Raw genomic sequence first — 20,241 nt, 5'->3', positions numbered from 1 at the left:
AATGCCAAAACGTACCGACATAAAAAGCATTCTGATTTTGGGCGCAGGCCCAATCGTTATCGGCCAAGCATGTGAATTCGATTACTCTGGTGCTCAGGCCTGTAAAGCGCTTAGAGAAGAAGGCTATAGAGTTATTCTTGTAAACTCTAACCCTGCGACTATCATGACTGACCCTGAAATGGCGGATGCAACTTACATCGAGCCTATTCACTGGGAAGTGGTAGAAAAGATCATCGAAAAAGAAAAGCCTGATGCGGTGCTGCCTACTATGGGTGGCCAAACAGCTCTTAACTGTGCGCTAGACCTAGATAAGCACGGTGTGCTTGCTAAACATGGCGTTGAGCTAATTGGTGCGACTGCAGATGCAATCGATAAAGCGGAAAACCGCGAGCGTTTTGACGCGGCGATGAAAAATATTGGCTTAGAATGTCCTCGTGCTGAAATTGCACACTCAATGGATGAAGCGCACGATATCTTAACTCGTATCGGGTTCCCATGTATTATTCGTCCTTCATTCACGATGGGCGGCACCGGTGGTGGTGTTGCGTATAACATGGAAGAGTTTGACGAGATTTGTACTCGTGGTCTTGACCTATCACCAACAAATGAGCTGCTTATCGATGAAAGCCTATTAGGCTGGAAAGAATATGAGATGGAAGTGGTTCGTGATAAAAACGACAACTGTATCATCGTATGTTCAATCGAAAACTTCGACCCAATGGGCGTACACACTGGTGACTCAATCACAGTTGCACCAGCACAAACGCTAACTGATAAAGAATATCAAATCATGCGTAACGCCTCGATGGCGGTACTTCGTGAAATTGGTGTTGAAACTGGTGGTTCAAACGTTCAGTTTGGTGTAAATCCTGTTGATGGCCGTATGGTTATCATCGAGATGAACCCGCGTGTATCGCGTTCTTCTGCACTTGCGTCAAAAGCAACGGGATTCCCCATCGCTAAAATCGCTGCCAAGCTTGCCGTAGGTTATACGCTTGATGAGCTTCAAAACGACATCACAGGTGGTGCAACTCCAGCATCATTTGAGCCGTCAATCGACTACGTAGTGACTAAGATCCCTCGTTTTAACTTCGAAAAATTCGCAGGTTCAAACGACCGTCTAACTACGCAAATGAAGTCGGTTGGTGAGGTAATGGCAATTGGTCGTAACCAACAAGAATCATTACAAAAAGCACTACGAGGCCTAGAAGTGGGTGCAACGGGTCTGAACCCAATCGTTGCACTAGACGCGCCAAACGCAAAAGAAACGATCATCCGTGAATTACGCGAGCCAGGTGCTGAGCGTATTTGGTACATTGCTGATGCGATGCGTCACGGTATGTCTGTTGAAGAGGTATTTGAACTCACTAAAGTTGACCCTTGGTACCTAGTTCAAATCGAAGACATCTTAAAAGATGAAGCGACAATCGCTGAAGTGGGCATGGCAGGTCTAAACAAAGACTTCCTGCGCCGCTTGAAGCGTAAAGGTTTCTCAGATGCTCGCATTGCCGAAATCGCAGGCGTATCAGAAAAAGAAATTCGCAAGAAGCGTCACCAGCTTGAAATTCTGCCAGTTTACAAGCGCGTAGACACATGTGCTGCAGAGTTTAGCTCAGACACCGCTTACATGTACTCAACGTATGATGAAGAATGTGAAGCGAATCCTTCTGACAAAGACAAAATCATGGTTATCGGTGGCGGTCCTAACCGTATCGGTCAAGGTATCGAATTCGATTACTGCTGTGTACACGCAGCCCTTGCGATGCGTGAAGATGGCTATGAAACTATCATGGTTAACTGTAACCCAGAGACAGTTTCAACAGACTACGATACGTCTGACCGCTTATTCTTCGAGCCAATTACACTTGAAGACGTGCTAGAAATTGTCCGTGTTGAAAAGCCAAAAGGTGTGATCGTTCAGTACGGTGGTCAAACTCCACTTAAATTGGCCCGAGATCTTGAAGCGAATGGTGTACCAGTAATTGGTACTTCTCCTGACGCTATCGACCGCGCAGAAGACCGTGAGCGCTTCCAACAGCTTGTAGAGCGTCTAAACCTACTACAACCAGAAAACGCAACAGTAACGTCACTAGAAGAAGCGGTTGCTAAATCACAAGAAATTGGCTTCCCACTGGTTGTTCGTCCATCATACGTACTTGGTGGTCGTGCAATGGAAATCGTGTACGATGAAGACGACTTACGTCGCTACATGACAGAAGCGGTGTCTGTTTCTAATGAAGCTCCAGTACTACTTGACCGTTTCTTAGATGATGCAATTGAAGTAGACGTAGATGCTATCTGTGACGGTGAGAACGTTATCATCGGCGGTATTATGGAACACATCGAGCAGGCGGGTGTTCACTCGGGTGACTCGGCTTGTTCATTACCAGCACACACACTGCCGCAAGATATTCAAGACGTGATGCGTAAGCAAGTCCGTGATATGGCGCTGGAGCTAGGTGTTGTTGGCCTGATGAATACCCAGTTCGCGGTGAAAGATGGTCAAGTTTACCTGATTGAAGTTAACCCGCGCGCTGCTCGTACAGTACCATTTGTTTCAAAAGCAACAGGCGTTGCACTTGCAAAGGTTGCTGCACGTTGTATGGTTGGCCAGTCTCTTGAAAGCCAAGGTGTAACGAAGGAAGTTATCCCTCCATATTACAGTGTAAAAGAAGTGGTATTGCCATTCGCTAAGTTCCCAGGTGTTGACCCAATGCGTGGTCCAGAGATGCGCTCGACGGGTGAAGTGATGGGGGTTGGTGAAAACTTCGCCGAAGCATTCGCAAAAGCCCAATTAGGTGCATCAAACACTTTACCACGTGGCGGCCGCGCGCTACTATCTGTGCGTAATGGTGATAAGGCACGCGTAGTTGAACTAGCTAAGACAATGAAAGCAATTGGTTTTGAGTTAGATGCAACGAATGGTACGGCGAAAGCGCTTGAAGAAGCGGGTATTGAAGTACGTCGCGTAAACAAAGTATTCGAAGGCCGTCCTCATATTCTTGACCGTATCAAGAATGGTGAGTACAGCTATATCGTTAATACTACCGAAGGTCGCCAAGCTATTGAGGACTCGAAGGTGTTACGTCGTGGTGCACTTCAGCATAAGACTAACTACACCACTACGCTAAATGCAGCGTTTGCAAACTGTACAGCGAATGAAGCTGACGACAGAAGTTCTGTAAACTCTGTTCAAGAACTACACCAGCGTTTGAACTAAAAAGAACAAAGCCAGAGCGTCAGCTCTGGCAATGAGTGAGATACTTATGCAATCAATTCCGATGACAGTACGAGGCGAAGAATTGCTTCGTGATGAACTGAATCATTTAAAAAAAGTTGTTCGCCCGAAAATCGTTGCAGATATTGCAGAAGCGCGTGAACACGGTGACTTAAAAGAAAACGCTGAATACCATGCTGCACGTGAGCAGCAAGGTTTTTGTGAAGGCCGAATTCAAGAAATTGAAGCTAAGCTTTCAACAGCACAGATCATCGACGTGACTAAAATGCAGAACAATGGCAAGGTTATTTTTGGTAGTACTGTGACTATTGTTAATGTAGATACAGACAAAGAAGTAACTTATCGTATCGTTGGTGACGACGAGGCCGATCTTAAGAACAACTTGATTTCTGTTAATTCACCGATTGCGCGTGGATTAATCGGTAAAGAACTAGATGATACAGTGAATATTCAAACGCCGAACGGCGCTGTTGAATATGAAATCATCGAAGTTGAATACAAGTAATCCTTTCTTTTAAAGCCCGCACCCGCGGGCTTTTTACTATAACAATCATTTCTACTTTTGCTGCTGTAATGTCGTGTAATTGCCATTTCTCTATATTCTTATAGCTTTGTGTGATGCCTGTATATTTTTTGGTACAAACAATTTGAGGAGAAAAGGATGTCATTTGAAGTCGATCAATTCAAAACAGAAGGGTTTGAATTGTTTATATCGAGTTGGAAATCTAAGTTGGCAGGCGCTGGCGCGCAGGACCTCTCACTGAATCAACATTGTTTTTGGCGTATCATGCGTAGTCACTGTGCGATTGACCTTAGTAAGCAGAGTGAGCTTTTGCAAGGTGTGAGCTTAGCAAGGTACGATACCTATCTTATTCTTACTGCTTTGTTGTATACCAATAGCTTATATGCAAGTTCTGATTTAATCATTGGCTATAATCTACCAGATCACTTCTTTACCAATAATAGTTCTGAAGCTCGACAAAACCTCTCTCGTGAGTTACTTGATTCGCTCAAGCTCACTCAGCCCTTGTTCTTAGTTGATGAATATTTTGAAAATTTTGAGTTCAATACGATTGCTTATGACAAGCTCAATGAGGCTAATCCCGTTTGGCACGATATAAGCAGCGAATTAGGCACTTTACCCAGCTTAGTAAATACCACCCGCTCAGAGCACCAGCTTTCCTTAAACCTATTACACTTTGTACCGAAGCTTTTCTCTGGTAAGCAGCTTGCCGAGCAAATAAATTATTTAACCTGAGCTTCGAATAATTAATGCCTTTCTAGCAGCTAGTTTTAGCGCTAACTGCGTTGAATTCACTGCCAATAGCCAGCTATTGGTGCGTAAATTCGCCTGGTTATCCCTAAAACTCTCTGGCTAGATTAGGAAATAATTTGATGTAGTTAAAAAACAATGAGTTGGCTCATTCCTTATCCAAACCTCAGGTTATTTAGCTGAGATAGCGTAGGGGTCATACACATCTGACATAGTTTGAAACGAATTTGATTTAGACTTTTAGTGCGAGCTTGTTACACTCGGATTGTTCCCAAAACCAATCAGGCACCGGTTCATAAATGATATGTGCGTATGAGCCGGTATCTTTATCAGGAGAATAACCATGAGTTTATTAAAAAGCGCATTGTTTAAGACGTTGAAAAATAAGTCTACTCAGCAAGTCGCTTCAGTGGTATTGGATAAGGCCATGAAGCAGGGAAAAGAATACCTAGATTCAAGAAACACCAGCTGTGGTAACGATACAGATGAGTTGCTGTTAGGGTTACAGCATTTATTAGCACAAAAACCAAATGACGGTGTTTATTCAATCACGCTATCCACTTATCGAGTGAGAGTAAAAATCACTTCTGGCGCTATTTCCCATATTGATAAGATCTAATTTATTCCACTCACTATAAATTTTTATTCCTTCTTTTCGTCAATTGGTTGGACTTTTAATCATAAAGATCAACCAATTGGGTGTATGTATAAGCTACGACCTTCCCTTTGGATATCCGTTTTTAAGATTATGATGGCTTTTCCGTCGAGCCACTATTCCATAAAGTTATATAAAATATATTGTATACATTGTAATTTTAGTGTTAAAAACCTATAACCCAATCGGGTTTGGATACACAACAGGAAAGGTAAATGATGAAAATTACAAAACTCACTTTGGCGTTATCTGCGCTTACAGCGATAAATTCAGCCAACGCACATCAAGAATCACAGCGACTCTTTAAGCCGCTCGATGCATCGGTTCAAGTGGAAACGAACATTTCCCATGGCCATGAGCACAAAGATTTGCATGATAGAGCACCCGTTGCACATACACCAACAAGGAGTATGCCGCTATTATCTGCTAAACACACGCCATTATTGCAAGCGCTGGCAGTGGGCCAAAGTGAAGCGATTGCTGCATGTGATTTAAATAGCTTAGCAAGTGCGAGCAGTAGCCAAATTGTTACTGAAATAAAGCAACAGGGTACGAGCTGTATCAATGCTTTGTTCTCCGCTGACAGCAGCATCCAAACACAAGTATTCACTTCAGATAAAATGTACGCTGCGGCGCAAAATGCCAAGTCGCTTTCGCAAAGCTATTCAGGCAACGGTAGTGCCGACCTCGAAGCGCTTTATTTATTTATTCGCGCTGGCTTTTATGTTGAGTTTTACAATGATCAGGTGACTTTCGCTACTTGGGTTAAGCCTGCGGTGAAAGATGCATTGGATGCTTTTGTTAGCAATAGCCATTTCTACGACGACAATGATGCCCATGGTAAAGTACTCGGTGAGGCTATTACTACAATGGATTCATCGGAACTACAAGGGCACTATCTGCCAGTTGTAAAAGCATGGCTATCTAAATGGAATGAAAGCTACGCTCAAAAGTGGAATATGCGCAGTGCGGTAAACGGCATTTTCACTATCTTATATCGTGGTCAGTGGAATGATAACTTTGTCGCTTTGATTAAAAACGATCAACAATTGGTGAGTTTACTAGGGAGTTTCACCGCACAAACTTGGATGGTAAATTCAGACTCTGAATATCTAATCATCAATGCTGCTAGCGAATTGGCTCGACTTAAATTATACAGTGGTGCAGCTATTCAAGAGTCAGTCGACACGCAATTAACCGCTTTATTCTCGCGTTATAACAGTTATGGTTTTGGCGATGGTGTCTGGTTAGCTGCGGCTGATGTCGCGACCTATTATGCTGATTGTGGCCAGTTTGGTATTTGTAATTTTGATAAAGAACTTGAGAGCAAAGTACTTTCTCAACAACATAGTTGTAGCGATACAATAAAGATTAGAGCACAAGCACTCACCGCTCAGCAATTGACTTCAGCGTGTCAAACTATGGAAGCGGAAGAAGGGCGATTCCACACTATGCTGGAAACAGGCCGCTTACCGGTTGCCGATGATAACAATGATTTTCTGCAAGTGAATATCTTTAATAGCAGTGCAGACTATAAAAAATATGCCAAAGCCATTTTTAAAATCAGCACCGACAACGGTGGTATGTATTTAGAGGGTGATCCTAGCGATGTGAATAACGTTGCTAATTTTGTTGCATACGAGGCCAGTTATGCAAAGCCGGATCATTACATCTGGAACTTAGAGCATGAATACGTACATTATCTTGATGGGCGTTTTGATCTTTATGGTGACTTTAATGCACCGACTAAGCCTATCGTTTGGTGGAGTGAAGGGGTGGCTGAGTACATTGCAAACCTCAATGATAATCAAGCCGCAATAGATACAATCAAAGATGGCTCAGTATATACGCTAGCCGAAATATTCAGTACGACGTATGACGGTTTTGACCAAGATAGAATTTACCGTTGGGGTTATTTAGGGGTGAGATTCCTGTATGAAAAACACTTTGATGAAGTGCTCGCAATGCGACAGGAAACGCGACAAGCAAATTGGAATGCGTACCAAGCCCGTATGGACCGCCTCGCATCACAGTATCAATCAGAGTTTGTTCAATGGTGCAACGAGCTTGCTGCTGGTGGTCAGAATAACGCACCTACTTCAGAGGTTAATGGGCCATACTCCGGTGATGTTAATCAAGCGATACTATTTTCAAGCCAAGGTAGTGTCGACCCTGATGGTGATGTACTCACTTATCTGTGGCGTTTTGGTGATGGTAGCCAAAGTAATGAAGCCAATCCCACGCACAGTTATGTGCAAGCAGGCGAGTATCAAATTAGCTTAACGGTGAGCGATCCTAGCGGTTTGAATCACACTAGTAATACAGTGGCTACTGTAAGCGCAACGACTTCAAACAAACTACAGTCTGGCGTACCTGTCACGGTTGCGGGCGAGCAAGATGAACAAGTTGCATTTTCAATTGATGTCGCTGCTGGCACTGATAAATTAGTCATCAGCACGTCAGGAGGTACAGGTGATGCCGATCTTTACCTTAAGTTGGGCTCGGCGCCAACGTTCAGCGAGTATGATTGCAGACCATATCAATCCGGTAACGAAGAGGTATGTGAAATTACTACACCTGCCGCTGGCACCTATTACATTATGCTGCATGGTTATAATCGCTTTGAAAATGTGCAGTTGTTAGGAGAAATCGTAACAAATTCAACAATAGAGGACGTATGTCAGTCGCAGGGTAGTGTCTCTAATGGTAGATTAGCAGCGGATGAAACAATTTGCCTTGGAAGCCAAGAGCCGATGTGGTTTAGCCTTGAGAATGTAAGTGGTCAACAATCTGTGGTGATCAAAACAGCTCATGGTAGTGGTGATCTTGGGCTTGAATACAGCAATGCAGGATGGCCAAATGGTACTAATGTGGATGCAAGCTCGTTCAATCAAGGTAACCAAGAGTGCATTGAGATAAGTGCGCAATCTGAATATTGGGGATACTTGAAAGTGTCAGGCGCACCAATGGGGGCAGCGCTGAAAGTGTCTTATAACAAAGATGGTTGTCAGTAATTGCCTAATACTAAGGCAGACATAATGAAAGTAATAAAACGGGTGATAGAGATCACAGTTATTACTTGTTCATAATTTGTTTTTGTTATATTTTTGTAAAATAAGGGGCCTTTGGTCCCTTTGCTCATTTAAAAATTAAAAACATGTGAAAGGAATTAACCGATATGCCGAGAAGGAGCTAGGCTGTAGTTTTAGACTGTATTAAAAGTTTAGGTTAGACACGAGGCACTCAGTGTTAAAAAAGTACTTTATTGCCATTTCCACTTGGTTAATGGTGGCCTTTTCAGTGACAGCCGCTGAAACCCAAATTCTCTACGTATATCATCACAAGCCGCCCTATATTATTGATCTAGAATCGCAAAAAGGTCTTTATTTTGATTTAGCAAAACTGATTAATGCCGTGCAAAAAGAGCTGCAGGTAGAAGTACGTTTTGTACCACGTAAACGCTTAGATAAGCAGCTTGAGCAGCAAACACTCAAAGGATTTATTTTAGGGGTAAACCCAGCTTGGTTTGATGACCGCAAAAAACAAAAGTATTTGTGGAGCGGCCCGTTAATGTATGACACGGACGAATTCGTCTCGCATGTAGAGCAACCGTTTGAGTATTATCACCCTAGCTCATTGTACGGTAATCAAGTTGGCGCCATTGCTGGGTACTACTACCGCCACTTAGATCAAGGAGTGGAGCAAGCCAATATCCAGCGGGTGAACGTAAATTCCGAAGAAGCTCTATTGGAGATGATCCTCAAAAGGCGGGTGAGTATTGCGATCGTCAGTCGCTCTACGACAGAATATCTTGTTGCTAAAAATGGTTGGAAGCGAGTGTTTCACTTTTCTCAAAATCCCCATGAAACCTATTTTAGAGCAATATTGGCGCCTAAAAATTCAGCATCGGGTTTTGAGGCGCTACAACAGGTGTTGGATTCAAAGCCTTTCAAAAAGCAACTGGTGAAATTGCTTAAAAGCTACCATCTTGCTTATTGAAGTAAGGGGGAAGGAGCGGTAGTTATTCTGATTTCAGGTTAGATACATCGCTCCGGTGCTTTAGTGATCACCAACTACCCGTGTTTTCCATTGACTGCCAAGGCTCAGCTGGAGGCAACGCATCACCTTGTTGGAGTAACTCGATAGAAATTCCATCTGGAGATTTAACAAATGCCATGTGACCACAGCGCGGTGGTCGGTTGATCACCACACCGGCATCTTGCAGCTTTTGGCAAAGTGCATAAATGTTTTCTACGGCAAAGGCCAAGTGGCCAAAATTACGACCACCAGTGTATTCTTCCGGATCCCAGTTATAGGTAAGTTCGATAGTAGGAGAAAAGCTTTGCTGCGCCTGCTCAACTTGATCAGGGGCGGCGAGATAAATTAAACTAAAACGGCCTTGTTCACTGTCATAACGTTTCACTTCAACGAGACCCAAGAGGTCGCAATAAAACTTCATGGATTCATCAAGATCGCGTACACGTACCATAGTATGTAAGTATTTCATTATGTATTCCGTTTAGACTCTAGTCAGCAAATTTTAAAGTGTTACACATCAGATTGAAAGGTCAACAGACCTCAGGCATCCCGATGAGCGGATAAAAAAGTAATTGATTTCTGGTAATTTTTAGCACTGCTAGTTAAGCTTTTGTGAGATTGAGAATTAACGATTCAAAAGGGCGCTCAACGATGGCGGAACTTCCTGAAGTAATAGATAGCATGACAGATATCGTTTCGTGCTTAAACACCAGCGAATCTTTGGAGCACTTCTTGTTGAATGTGCACTGTATTGTGCAAAAAATTACTTACGCGGACAATTTCTATGTGGTTTTGCAAAGACAAGATGGCGAGTTTGAGTTTCCCTATTTCCATGATGTCAAAGACAGTATTTCGCTCGAGGAATTAAATAGCCTAACTAGCACAGAAATAGACAAAACGCTTACTAGTTATGCGCTGCGCTCTGACAGTGTAAAGAACTATTCTGAGCATGCTTTGATGGCACTGACCGAGAAAGGGGTTATTGAAATGTTAGGCAGTTTCCCCAAGCAATGGCTGTGCTTTCCGTTAATCAATCGCGACAAGCATTTAGGCGCGTTTGTGATCCAATCCTACCGTCGTAGCGATGAATATTCAGAAGCCATGGTGGATTTGTTGTATACCGTCAGTCATGTTATTGCCTCTGCGATGGATGCATTTGCAAACCAGCAAGCACTCATTGAAGCGAATACAGCGCTTAAAACACATGAGCTTGAATTGGAAGCAATGGTAGAAAAACGCACCCATGAACTTAGTGCGAGTTTAGAAGAATTAAGAACAGAGGTCGAAAAGCGCAAATCACTTCAAGAAAAGCTAGAGTTTGATGCCTACCACGATAACCTTACGCAATTGGCGAATCGAAAATACCTATTTAACGAGCTGAATAAAATGTCTGCTCGCTCGATGCGACAGCCAGTAAATGTGTATTTAGGGTATCTCGATTTAGATAACTTCAAGCCGATTAATGATAATCACGGCCATCATAGTGGTGACGAGGTTTTGGTTCATGTAGCAAGACGTCTACAAGAAGCGTTACGAGAGTATGACTTTGTTTGTCGTATTGGTGGAGATGAGTTTGTCTTTGTGATTAATGAAAAAATTGCCAGAGACTTGCTTGAAAGCTTAGCAAATCGCCTTTTGAGCGTGATAAATGAAGATATCTTGCTTACCAATGGTGAGTTGGTAAATGTCGGATGCAGCATCGGCATGGCGGTTTCTGAGGGCGTGGAATTCAGTGCGGAATCGTTATTAAAAGTTGCTGATCAAGCGCTTTATGAGTCGAAAGGAAAGGGTAAGAATCGGGTCTCATTTAGCTTTAAATAACACTGAATATAAGATTAATATTTTGTTATTTATCATGTTTTTATAAAATTTCATGATATTGTTCGTTGTCCTTTGCTTTAAGCAGATGATTGATTTAGGATCAGGCTTTATAGTCAGAAAAACATGGACATTATGATCATCAGGCTGATCCTTATTGCACTGTTTTGTTTTGCCATGACGGCAAAAGCAGTAGAAGTTCAAAATTTATATGAAGCCTCGCTGAGTGTTAGCGACAAATCTCGCGCAACGCGAGCGCAAGCGAGCCAACAGGCATTATTAAAAGTGTTGCAAAAGCTCACAGGTAAAGCCGATGATTTTTCTCACCCTTCTATCCAAGCGAGCCTTAAGCGCATCTCAGATTACATGCTGAGATATGAATATTATGATCGACAAGGCGTAACCAAAATAAAGGTGGAGTTTGAGCCTGGTAAGGTCGAAGATCTAGTCAGAGAAGCCGGCTTACCGCTTTGGGGCAACCGCCGTCCTATGGTCGCGATTTGGATGGTGATCGAAGATAACTTCCGCCGAGAGTTTGTTACGCAAGAAAGCTACCCTCAGCTCGAACGCTTGATTTATGACACTGCGGACGAGTGGGGCGTGCCGGTCGTTGTTCCTCTGATGGATCTTGAAGATCGCAGTAATGTGAGTATCGCAGAGGTGTGGGGAAACTTTTCTAACGAAGTAGAAGATGCGTCATTGCGTTATGAGGCGGAGCGCGTTATCACCGCCCGTTTGTTTCAGCCGCCCCATACAAATTCTTGGCAGCTAGACTGGCGCTACACTGACGCTGAATATTTTGAGCCTGAGCAATATGTCGGTGACAAACAGCAAGTTATTATTGATATGGTGAATCAGCTATCTAGCACTTTAGCTCAGAAATATGTTATTGACCCTAATCTCACTTTTGAAGCCCATCGAACTGAAATTGTGGTTGAGCAATTACAGTCATTTACGGATGTAGAAATGGCGAAGCGTCGTTTGCTATCTATGAGTACTGTAGTGGATGTCGATGTGATCTACCGTGCGAAAACAGCAGTGAAGTTTGCGATTGAACATACCTCTAGCGTATCAGACTTGCGTAAAACGATTGCATTGGAGCAAAGCTTTAAGGCGTACGAAGACCCGAGAGCCTATTATCAAATCGCAGACGATAACAACCTTAAATACAATTGGGTGGATAAATAGGATGGAATCGCCACGTCAAATGGCGTTGCCAGTGACGCTGCCTGATGACGAAACCTTTGCCTCTTATTTTGGCGGTGAAGCGTCATTGGAAGTAAGCCACTTAAAAAATGGCCTTGCCCGTCGTTTAATCGGTTTTCAGTACACTTACTTGTGTGGGTTGGCAGATTCTGGCAAGTCGCACTTGCTTTATGCCACGTGCATTGAAGCGCAAGAACTTGGACTCTCGACTATTCTATTGTCAATGCGAGAAGTGTTGGATTTTGGCCCGTTAGTGTTAGATGGGCTCGATGCACTGGATGTAGTTTGTATAGACGATGTGCATTTGGTTGCAGGAGATGAAGCGTGGGAAAAAGCCTTATTTAACTTTTTCAATCGTTTTAATGAAAAAGGCAAATGCCTAGTGGTCACTGCCGATCTGTTACCCAACATGTTGAATTTGTCACTACCAGACTTAGAATCGCGCCTAACCTGGGGGACGACTTTTCAGATCCGCTCGATGAGTGACGATGATAAAGCCGAAGCTCTAGTAAAAAGAGCGCATATGCGAGGCCTTGAGCTCTCTGATGAATGTGCACGATTTTTGCTCACGAGATTGAGTCGTGATATGCGCGCTTTACTTGATGTATTGGATAAACTCGATCACGCATCCATGGCTGCGCAAAGAAAGTTAACAATTCCTTTTATAAAAGCCACTTTAAAGCTGTAACAGGGCTAGAATATCGCCTTGCAATTCAGTTATCATAAGAGATTAAATAACAGCAAATTACCTCAGCAAAGATCAGGTAGACAATGAATTTAGAAAATATTTTAGCGCAAGCGCTTGAAGCCGTTGAGCAGGCAAGCGAAATTGCGCACCTTGAGGAAGTTAGAGTTAACTACCTTGGTAAAAAAGGTGAGATCACAGGTCTTCTTAAAACGCTAGGCAAACTCGCACCAGAAGAGCGTAAAGACGCAGGTCAGGTGATTAACCAAGCGAAGACCCAAGTACAAGATGCGATTACAGTAAAACGTGAAGCGTTAGCCAATGCAGCACTTGAGCAGAAGCTAGCAGCTGAGACGATTGATGTGACGTTGCCGGGTCGTACAATGCCAGCCGGTGGCCTTCACCCAGTTACTCGCACCATTGAGCGTATTGAGCAGTTTTTTGGTGAGCTAGGATTTGCTGTTAAATCTGGCCCAGAGGTTGAAGATGACTTTCATAACTTTGACGCGCTAAATATTCCAGAGCACCACCCAGCGCGTGCCGATCATGATACTTTCTATTTCAATCCTAAATTGGTACTACGTACACAAACCAGTGGCGTTCAGATCCGTACTATGGAAGCTGAGCAGCCGCCTTTGCGAATTATCTCGCCAGGTCGTGTATACCGTAACGATTACGATCAAACACATACGCCAATGTTCCATCAAGTTGAAGGCTTGATGGTCGACACTAACGTGAGCTTTACAGAACTTAAAGGAATTTTGCACGATTTCCTACGCAACTTCTTTGAAGAAGATATGGAAATTCGCTTCCGTCCTTCATACTTCCCGTTTACAGAACCTTCAGCTGAGGTGGACGTAAAAGGTAAAAATGGTAAATGGCTTGAAGTACTAGGCTGTGGCATGGTGCACCCGAACGTATTACGCTCGGTAGGCATTGACCCTGAAAAATACACTGGTTTCGCCTTTGGTATGGGGGTTGAGCGTTTGACGATGTTACGTTATGGCGTAACTGACTTAAGAGCTTTCTTCGAAAACGACTTAAAATTCCTAAACCAATTCAGATAAGAGCGACAAAAGTATGAAATTCAGTGAAAAGTGGTTACGCGAGTGGGTCAATCCAGCAATTGATACTGATGCGCTATCTGAGCAATTATCAATGGCGGGTTTAGAAGTTGATGGTGTAGACCCAGTTGCCGGTGACTTCCAAGGTGTGGTTATCGGTGAAGTGGTTGAATGTGGTCAACACCCAGATGCTGACAAACTTAGAGTAACAAAAGTAAACATAGGCGAAGACGAACTACTAGATATTGTCTGTGGTGCCGCTAACTGCCGTGCGGGTTTAAAAGTAGCGGTTGCTAAAGTGGGCGCAACGCTTCCAGGCGATTTCAAAATTAAGAAAGCTAAACTTCGCGGTCAACCGTCTCATGGTATGCTGTGTGCGTTTGAAGAGCTTGGCATGGCGGAAAGTTCAGACGGTATTTTAGAACTCCCTATGGATGCCCCAATCGGTCAAGATATTCGTGAATACTTCGGCTTGAACGATGTAACGATTGATGTCGATTTAACGGCTAACCGTAGCGACTGTTTAGGGATCAAAGGTCTGGCTCGTGAAGTTGGAGTACTAAACAGCATCGACGTAACAGAAGTTGCTATCACGCCCGTTACGCCAACGATTGATGATAAAATCTCTATTGAATTGGTAAACAGCGAAGCATGTCCACGCTACTTAGGTCGTGTGATCAAGGGCGTTAATGTTAAAGCAGAGACCCCGTTTTGGATGGTAGAGAAACTACGCCGCTGCGGTGTACGCTCAATTGATCCAGTTGTTGATGTTACGAACTACGTATTACTTGAGCTAGGTCACCCTATGCACGCGTTCGATTTAAGCCAAATCGAAGGTGGAATTAAAGTACGTAATGCCTTTGAGAATGAAGAGCTAGTATTGTTAGACGGCAACACGGCGAAGCTTAATCCATCAACACTTCTGATTGCTGATGATAATAAAGCACTTGCGATGGCAGGTATCTTCGGTGGTGAACAGTCAGGTGTTAGTGACGAGACAAAAGACATCTTGTTAGAAAGCGCGTTCTTTGCACCGCTTGCGATTGCAGGTCAGGCACGTAGCTACGGTTTGCATACCGATGCATCGCACCGTTATGAGCGTGGTGTAGACCCGGTACTGCAGCGTGATGCGATGGAAAGAGCAACAGGCTTGCTACTTGAAATCGTTGGCGGTGAAGCCGGACCGATTGTTGAAGCTGTGTCAGAAGCGGATTTACCAAAAGAGCGTCAAGTGACTTTACGCCGTGAGCGTTTAGACCGCGTGATCGGTTATCATATAGAAGATGCTAAAGTATCAGACATCTTGGCGCGTCTGGGCTTAGCAGTAACATTTGCAGGCAGCCAGTGGCAAGCTCAAGTACCAAGCTATCGCTTTGACATTAGTATCGAAGAAGACTTAATTGAAGAAGTTGCGCGCGTATTCGGTTACAACAATATTCCAAATGTGGCACCAACTGCTGCGTTAAAGATGACAGATCATCAAGAAGCACGTTTGCCTGTAGCGCGCTTTAGAGATGAGTTAGTAAGCCGTGGTTATCAAGAAGCCATCACATATAGCTTCGTTGATCCAAAAGCACAACAGCAGCTACACCCAGAAGCAGATGCATTAATTCTTCCGCACCCAATTTCGGTTGAAATGTCTGCAATGCGTGTAAGCCTGATGACAGGCTTGATCAATGCGGTTTCTTATAATCAAAATCGTCAACAATCGCGTATTCGCTTATTCGAAACGGGCCTTAAGTTCATCAAAGACGACAACGCGGAAAACGGCGTACGTCAAACCGCTGTGATCGGTGGTATCGCGTATGGTAATACGCATAACGAACATTGGTCAGTGCCTTCACGTAAAGTGGATTTCTTTGATGTGAAAGGCGATGTAGAAGCATTACTAGCGCTTTGTAACGATAAAGCACGCTTTAGCTTTAAAGCGGAAGTGAGCGATGGTTTGCACCCTGGTCAATCTGCTGCAATTTATGCAGACGGTAAAAAGGTTGGTTTCATCGGTGCAGTACACCCTCAGCTATTAAAGCCGTTAGAACTTAAAGATACGCCATATGTATTTGAAATCGACATGGCTGCTTTAGAAAATCGCCTGCTTCCAGAAGCGGTTAGTATCTCGAAATTCCCATCAAATAGAAGAGATATTGCTATTTTAGTTGCAGATGACGTAAAAATAGGCGATATTTTAGAGTGCATTGAGAAAGTTGGCGGAAATCAATTAGTTGACCTAAACTTATTCGATGTGTACAAAGGGCAAGGGGTTGAACCTGATCATAAGAGTTTAGCCATTGCTCTAACATTACAAGCGGTTGATAGAACGCTCGAAGAGAAAGACATCAACGCGGTTGTAGAAAACGTGGTGGCCGAACTGGCCAAACAATTCAATGCATCGTTGAGGGACTAGATATGGCGCTTACTAAAGCCGACATAGCTGAACACCTATTTGAAAAACTGGGGATCAATAAGAAAGATGCCAAAGACTTAGTTGAAGCGTTTTTTGAAGAAATCCGCTCAGCGCTAGAAAACGGCGAGCAAGTAAAGCTCTCTGGGTTTGGTAACTTTGACCTTCGCGACAAGAAGGAACGCCCAGGTAGGAACCCAAAAACTGGGGAAGATATTCCTATCTCTGCGCGACGCGTGGTAACTTTTAGGCCTGGCCAAAAGTTAAAAACCCGTGTTGAGGTCGGCACAAGCAAAAACTTGTAATATAAGAAAGCCTTGGTGGTGAAACCAAGGCTTTTTTTATATTGAAATAGTTTTGTCACATATTCGAGCTACACTCTGCGCCTGTTTGCGTTCCGTGGAGTGAGGAGCTTATGCGAGGAGCACACTCCTTAAGCAAGTTGTTTAAGAATATCTTTATTGCTTGGTTGTCTTGCACCTTTGTATTTTCAATCGTGGCTGCCTTCACCTATGTGCATCAAAAAGAAACCGCTAAATCCAACCTTGTCACTGTAGCGAGTCGGATTGTATCTGACATCAACAAAGAGTTTGTCGTTGTAGACGATACCTTAAAACATGCTATCCATCTTTCTCCAAATTGCGACCCTGAGGGTCTACACTACATGCGTAGATTGGTTTTTGAAAACCCAGGCATGAGCGAGATAGGGATCGTAGATAGTAAAGGGAAATTGGTCTGCAATTCTTTTGGGCAACTCACTCCACCTGTGAATACCAGCGCCCCAATAAAAAAGCCCGGGCTTAGATACTATGGCCCAATCATTACCGACTATTTAGAACTTCCTGCTTTTGTTTTAGCGCGCACGAGAGACGATGGTTATGAGGTAAATGTGTTGATGCCGGATCATTGGCTAAAGAGTATGCTTGATATCTCAGCTCATCATAATACCGATTTTGCTGCTTTGGTCGACAATAGCACGGGTGTGCCGGTTTTTTTAAATGGCAAATACGCTTTGCCAATCCGCCAAAAACTATTTCCAGTGGCTAATAGCCGCGCAGTAGAGGGGCTCTTTGATGATGCAAAGGTAAAGTTTGCGTATGTTGCAGCTATTCCAAGTTTGCCGCAGATGAGCTTAATTATTGCAAAAAATGATGAGCAACTAGTGAGTCTAGGGTGGTTGTGGCTAGTACTTTGGAGTGTGTTGTATTGTGCCTCTTGGGTTGGCCTCACGTTGTTATTAATCAGTTATGACAAGCGCCAGCTAAGCAGTAAAACACAAATATTAAGAGCATTGGCAAATGATGAGTTATTTAATGTGTATCAACCTCTCGTTAATGCACAGATACCATCGATAGTGGGCGTGGAAGTACTCATTCGTTGGCGTCACCCACTTGAAGGAGTGCTCGGCCCCGCTTACTTTGTGCCTGAAGCTGAGCGTGATGGTACTATTTTAGATATCTCGATAGCACAAGTCGAAAACGCTGTGCGTGATTTGACGGACATCTTAGTCGCTCAGCCAGACTTTAAGGTGTCTTTTAACGTTAATGGTTTACTTTTGGGCTCTAAACGCTATATCGATGCCTTACTTGCTGCAAAAAACCAAATATCTTCATTAACTATTGAATTAACTGAACGTGATGTGCTGACGCAGGCTCAAACGAAAACGGTACTAACCGAGCTCAAACGTGCTGGAATAGAAATCGCGATTGATGATTTTGGTACGGGGTATAGTGGTTTACAGTACTTGCAAAGTTTTCCGATCGACCTGTTGAAAATAGATCAGAGCTTTGTAGCATCAATTGGCCTAGATACTTTGCAATCCCCGGTTTTATCGGCAGTGATTGATATGGCGGAAAAGCTGGATAAGAAACTGATTGCTGAAGGGGTAGAGACTCAAGCTCAAGCTAGTTATCTCAAAAGTCGAGGGGTGAATATCCATCAAGGTTGGCTTTATTTCAAAGCACTAGAGCTACCGCAACTACAGCGTGAGATAGATAAAGTGTTAGATAACAAAAGAGCGGCTTAACCGCTCTTATTTAACCAAAGCTCAGAAAAAGACCTAACTATTATAAAACCTCAGCGAAGTAGCAACCAAATGCATCAAGTATTAGTGCATTTGCGCTCGCCGTGCCGCTTAGGTGCTTCAGGTCGCACTGCGTTAATGCAACTTCAGGAAGTGTCACGCTTTGTTGAGTAGCTGCTAAGTTGAATGCGCACAGCAATGTTTGGGTTTGGGTTCTACGGTAAAAAGCTAATACTGGCTCTGGAGTGTCAATAAACTCAATGTCACCTGTTTTTAGTGCAGGTTGCGCATTTCGCCACTGTAAAAATGCTTGATAGTAGCTGAGCGTTGAATTGCTATCTACTGCTTGTTTGTCTACAGCTCGTAGGGCATGCGCTTCAGAAACTGGTAACCAAGGCTTAGACTCTGAGAAGCCAGCATTAGTTTTTGCCTGTGTCCACGGGATCGGCGTTCTACAGCCATCACGGCCTTTAAAGTTTGGCCAAAAGGTAATGCCATATGGGTCCTGCAGCTCTTCGAAGGCAACGGCGGCTTCGCCAAGCCCTAGTTCTTCGCCTTGGTACATACAGACGCTACCACGCAATGAACCGAGAAGGGCGGTGAGCATTTTGACCTGTGCATCGTTTACCTTGCCATCTATACTCCAGCGACTTGCTACCCGTTCTACATCGTGATTTGCAAACGCCCAACATGGCCAACCTTCGGTCATGACTGACTCTAGGCGAGAAACCGTTTCTCTGATGTACTTTGCACTATAGTCGTTAGTTAGCAGCTCAAAGCTATAACCCATGTGTAGCTTATTACCATCGGCCGTGTACTCTGCCATTGTTTGCAAAGAGTCTTCTGAGCTTATCTCACCTAAGCTAACTGTGCCTGGGTATCTATCTAATAAGGCACGGATCTCTTCCATAAACGCTAAATTTTCTGGTTGCGTATTATTGTAATAATGGTACTGAAAAGCGTAAGGGTTGTCTTCGCTAAAGCCACGACCTTGACGAAGTTCAATGGGTTTAGCTGGATTATCCCTAAGCTGCTTATCGTGAAAACAGAAGTTGATGGCATCTAGTCTAAAGCCATCAACGCCTTTTTTAAGCCAAAATTCGACGTTATCTAGTACGGCTTTACGTACTTCAGGGTGATGAAAGTTGAGATCCGGCTGCTCAGTGAGAAAGTTGTGCAGGTAATATTGGCAACGTCTAGGCTCCCACTGCCAGGCAACACCACCAAAAATGGATAGCCAATTGTTTGGTGGACTGCCGTCTGGATTGGCATCGGCCCATACATACCAATCTGCTTTATCATTTGTGTTGTCTTCACGACTTTCGACAAACCACGGGTGTTGATTTGAGGTATGACTAAGTACCTGATCAATAATGATCTTAATATCACGTTTATGTGCTTCACCAATAAGCGTATCAAAATCGTCGAGCGTACCAAACATAGGATCGATATCGCGATAGTCGCTAATATCATAGCCAAAGTCTTTCATTGGCGATTTAAAAAATGGTGAAATCCATACTGCATCAACACCAAGCGATTTAATGTAGTCTAGTCGCTGAATAATACCCTGTAAGTCGCCAATACCGTCTGCATTACTGTCTTGAAAGCTACGCGGATATATTTGATAGATAACCGCGCCTTTCCACCATTCATTATTTGCCATGCACTTTCTCCAGGCTATGTGCGTGTTTATTCTGTGGCAGTGCTGAGTATCAAGTAAATACTATGCTGGGCACTTTCACCACTAATTTTGCCAAAGAATACGTCATGCTCGGTGGGGTGTAAAAAACCTGCATACGTATGCAGGTTTTGTGAGGTGAATTTATGATAACTCATTCAC

15 protein-coding genes are annotated in these 20,241 nt (G+C 43.6%); 13 read left to right on the top strand and 2 right to left on the bottom strand.

Translation table 11 applies throughout. From position 1 onward, the window contains the following. Position 1 precedes the first annotated feature (1 nt). The 6 genes from carB to DS891_RS05225 all read left to right on the top strand — a co-directional run bounded on the left by carB (position 2) and on the right by DS891_RS05225 (position 9,165). A complete protein-coding gene (gene carB / locus DS891_RS05250; protein ID WP_039495519.1) occupies positions 2 to 3,220 on the top strand; it encodes a carbamoyl-phosphate synthase large subunit in 3,219 nt (1,072 codons plus the stop codon). A 46-nt stretch (positions 3,221 to 3,266) separates the two neighbouring features. After that, positions 3,267 to 3,743, top strand: a complete 477-nt coding sequence (gene greA, locus DS891_RS05245) for a transcription elongation factor GreA (RefSeq protein ID WP_010377973.1) — start codon at positions 3,267 to 3,269, stop codon at positions 3,741 to 3,743. Positions 3,744 to 3,899: 156 nt separating this feature from the next. Further along, a complete protein-coding gene (locus DS891_RS05240) occupies positions 3,900 to 4,496 on the top strand; it encodes a hypothetical protein (protein WP_174169060.1) in 597 nt (198 codons plus the stop codon). Positions 4,497 to 4,854: 358 nt separating this feature from the next. Next, a complete protein-coding gene (locus DS891_RS05235) occupies positions 4,855 to 5,130 on the top strand; it encodes a hypothetical protein (RefSeq protein WP_010604031.1) in 276 nt (91 codons plus the stop codon). A gap of 251 nt (positions 5,131 to 5,381) precedes the next feature. Beyond that, the gene (locus DS891_RS05230; protein ID WP_174169059.1) at positions 5,382 to 8,180 is read left to right on the top strand and encodes a collagenase; all 2,799 of its coding nucleotides are present in this window, start codon (positions 5,382 to 5,384) and stop codon (positions 8,178 to 8,180) included. Positions 8,181 to 8,412: 232 nt separating this feature from the next. Beyond that, the gene (locus DS891_RS05225; protein ID WP_174169058.1) at positions 8,413 to 9,165 is read left to right on the top strand and encodes a transporter substrate-binding domain-containing protein; all 753 of its coding nucleotides are present in this window, start codon (positions 8,413 to 8,415) and stop codon (positions 9,163 to 9,165) included. 67 nt (positions 9,166 to 9,232) lie between these two features. Here the strand turns inward: DS891_RS05225 and DS891_RS05220 are convergent, their stop codons facing one another. Further along, positions 9,233 to 9,673 carry a VOC family protein gene (locus DS891_RS05220; protein ID WP_010604034.1) on the bottom strand — a complete coding sequence of 147 codons (441 nt, stop codon included), beginning with the start codon at positions 9,671 to 9,673 and terminating at the stop codon, positions 9,233 to 9,235. 182 nt (positions 9,674 to 9,855) lie between these two features. On the opposite strand from DS891_RS05220, the gene DS891_RS05215 reads away from it, so the two are divergent. From DS891_RS05215 to DS891_RS05185, 7 genes are all read left to right on the top strand, one after another. Further along, positions 9,856 to 11,025: a sensor domain-containing diguanylate cyclase gene (locus DS891_RS05215; RefSeq protein WP_174169057.1), complete on the top strand. Its 1,170-nt coding sequence runs from the start codon at positions 9,856 to 9,858 to the stop codon at positions 11,023 to 11,025. Between the two features lie 123 nt (positions 11,026 to 11,148). Then, complete coding sequence (locus DS891_RS05210) at positions 11,149 to 12,210, top strand: DUF2066 domain-containing protein (protein ID WP_174169056.1); 1,062 nt, start codon at positions 11,149 to 11,151, stop codon at positions 12,208 to 12,210. 1 nt (position 12,211) lies between these two features. Further along, the gene (hda, locus tag DS891_RS05205; RefSeq protein WP_010604037.1) at positions 12,212 to 12,916 is read left to right on the top strand and encodes a DnaA inactivator Hda; all 705 of its coding nucleotides are present in this window, start codon (positions 12,212 to 12,214) and stop codon (positions 12,914 to 12,916) included. A gap of 83 nt (positions 12,917 to 12,999) precedes the next feature. After that, positions 13,000 to 13,980 carry a phenylalanine--tRNA ligase subunit alpha gene (gene pheS, locus DS891_RS05200; RefSeq protein WP_010604038.1) on the top strand — a complete coding sequence of 327 codons (981 nt, stop codon included), beginning with the start codon at positions 13,000 to 13,002 and terminating at the stop codon, positions 13,978 to 13,980. A 13-nt stretch (positions 13,981 to 13,993) separates the two neighbouring features. After that, positions 13,994 to 16,381 carry a phenylalanine--tRNA ligase subunit beta gene (pheT, locus tag DS891_RS05195; protein WP_174169055.1) on the top strand — a complete coding sequence of 796 codons (2,388 nt, stop codon included), beginning with the start codon at positions 13,994 to 13,996 and terminating at the stop codon, positions 16,379 to 16,381. A gap of 2 nt (positions 16,382 to 16,383) precedes the next feature. Beyond that, positions 16,384 to 16,683, top strand: a complete 300-nt coding sequence (gene ihfA, locus DS891_RS05190; protein WP_010377997.1) for an integration host factor subunit alpha — start codon at positions 16,384 to 16,386, stop codon at positions 16,681 to 16,683. Between the two features lie 110 nt (positions 16,684 to 16,793). Then, positions 16,794 to 18,404, top strand: coding sequence for an EAL domain-containing protein (locus tag DS891_RS05185; RefSeq protein ID WP_010604040.1), 1,611 nt, complete (start codon positions 16,794 to 16,796; stop codon positions 18,402 to 18,404). 40 nt (positions 18,405 to 18,444) lie between these two features. Here DS891_RS05185 and DS891_RS05180 read toward each other — a convergent pair whose 3' ends face one another. Then, the gene (locus tag DS891_RS05180) at positions 18,445 to 20,064 is read right to left on the bottom strand and encodes an alpha-glucosidase family protein (protein WP_174169054.1); all 1,620 of its coding nucleotides are present in this window, start codon (positions 20,062 to 20,064) and stop codon (positions 18,445 to 18,447) included. Between the last annotated feature and the right edge of the window lie 177 nt (positions 20,065 to 20,241).

The organism is Pseudoalteromonas sp. JC28 (assembly GCF_013319255.1).
Classification (GTDB): domain Bacteria; phylum Pseudomonadota; class Gammaproteobacteria; order Enterobacterales; family Alteromonadaceae; genus Pseudoalteromonas.
The sequence above is the reverse complement of the archived record's forward strand: the minus strand, read 5'-3'. Positions and strand labels throughout refer to the sequence as shown.

What these genes read in the sequence shown, in the direction of transcription:
- carB (WP_039495519.1), top strand. Translation starts at nt 2, where the DNA reads ATGCCAAAACGTACCGACATAAAAAGCATTCTGATTTTGGGCGCAGGC.
- greA (WP_010377973.1), top strand. Translation starts at nt 3,267, where the DNA reads ATGCAATCAATTCCGATGACAGTACGAGGCGAAGAATTGCTTCGTGAT.
- DS891_RS05240 (WP_174169060.1), top strand. Translation starts at nt 3,900, where the DNA reads ATGTCATTTGAAGTCGATCAATTCAAAACAGAAGGGTTTGAATTGTTT.
- DS891_RS05235 (WP_010604031.1), top strand. Translation starts at nt 4,855, where the DNA reads ATGAGTTTATTAAAAAGCGCATTGTTTAAGACGTTGAAAAATAAGTCT.
- DS891_RS05230 (WP_174169059.1), top strand. Translation starts at nt 5,382, where the DNA reads ATGATGAAAATTACAAAACTCACTTTGGCGTTATCTGCGCTTACAGCG.
- DS891_RS05220 (WP_010604034.1), bottom strand. Translation starts at nt 9,673, where the DNA reads ATGAAATACTTACATACTATGGTACGTGTACGCGATCTTGATGAATCC.
- DS891_RS05215 (WP_174169057.1), top strand. Translation starts at nt 9,856, where the DNA reads ATGGCGGAACTTCCTGAAGTAATAGATAGCATGACAGATATCGTTTCG.
- DS891_RS05210 (WP_174169056.1), top strand. Translation starts at nt 11,149, where the DNA reads ATGGACATTATGATCATCAGGCTGATCCTTATTGCACTGTTTTGTTTT.
- hda (WP_010604037.1), top strand. Translation starts at nt 12,212, where the DNA reads ATGGAATCGCCACGTCAAATGGCGTTGCCAGTGACGCTGCCTGATGAC.
- pheS (WP_010604038.1), top strand. Translation starts at nt 13,000, where the DNA reads ATGAATTTAGAAAATATTTTAGCGCAAGCGCTTGAAGCCGTTGAGCAG.
- pheT (WP_174169055.1), top strand. Translation starts at nt 13,994, where the DNA reads ATGAAATTCAGTGAAAAGTGGTTACGCGAGTGGGTCAATCCAGCAATT.
- ihfA (WP_010377997.1), top strand. Translation starts at nt 16,384, where the DNA reads ATGGCGCTTACTAAAGCCGACATAGCTGAACACCTATTTGAAAAACTG.
- DS891_RS05185 (WP_010604040.1), top strand. Translation starts at nt 16,794, where the DNA reads ATGCGAGGAGCACACTCCTTAAGCAAGTTGTTTAAGAATATCTTTATT.
- DS891_RS05180 (WP_174169054.1), bottom strand. Translation starts at nt 20,064, where the DNA reads ATGGCAAATAATGAATGGTGGAAAGGCGCGGTTATCTATCAAATATAT.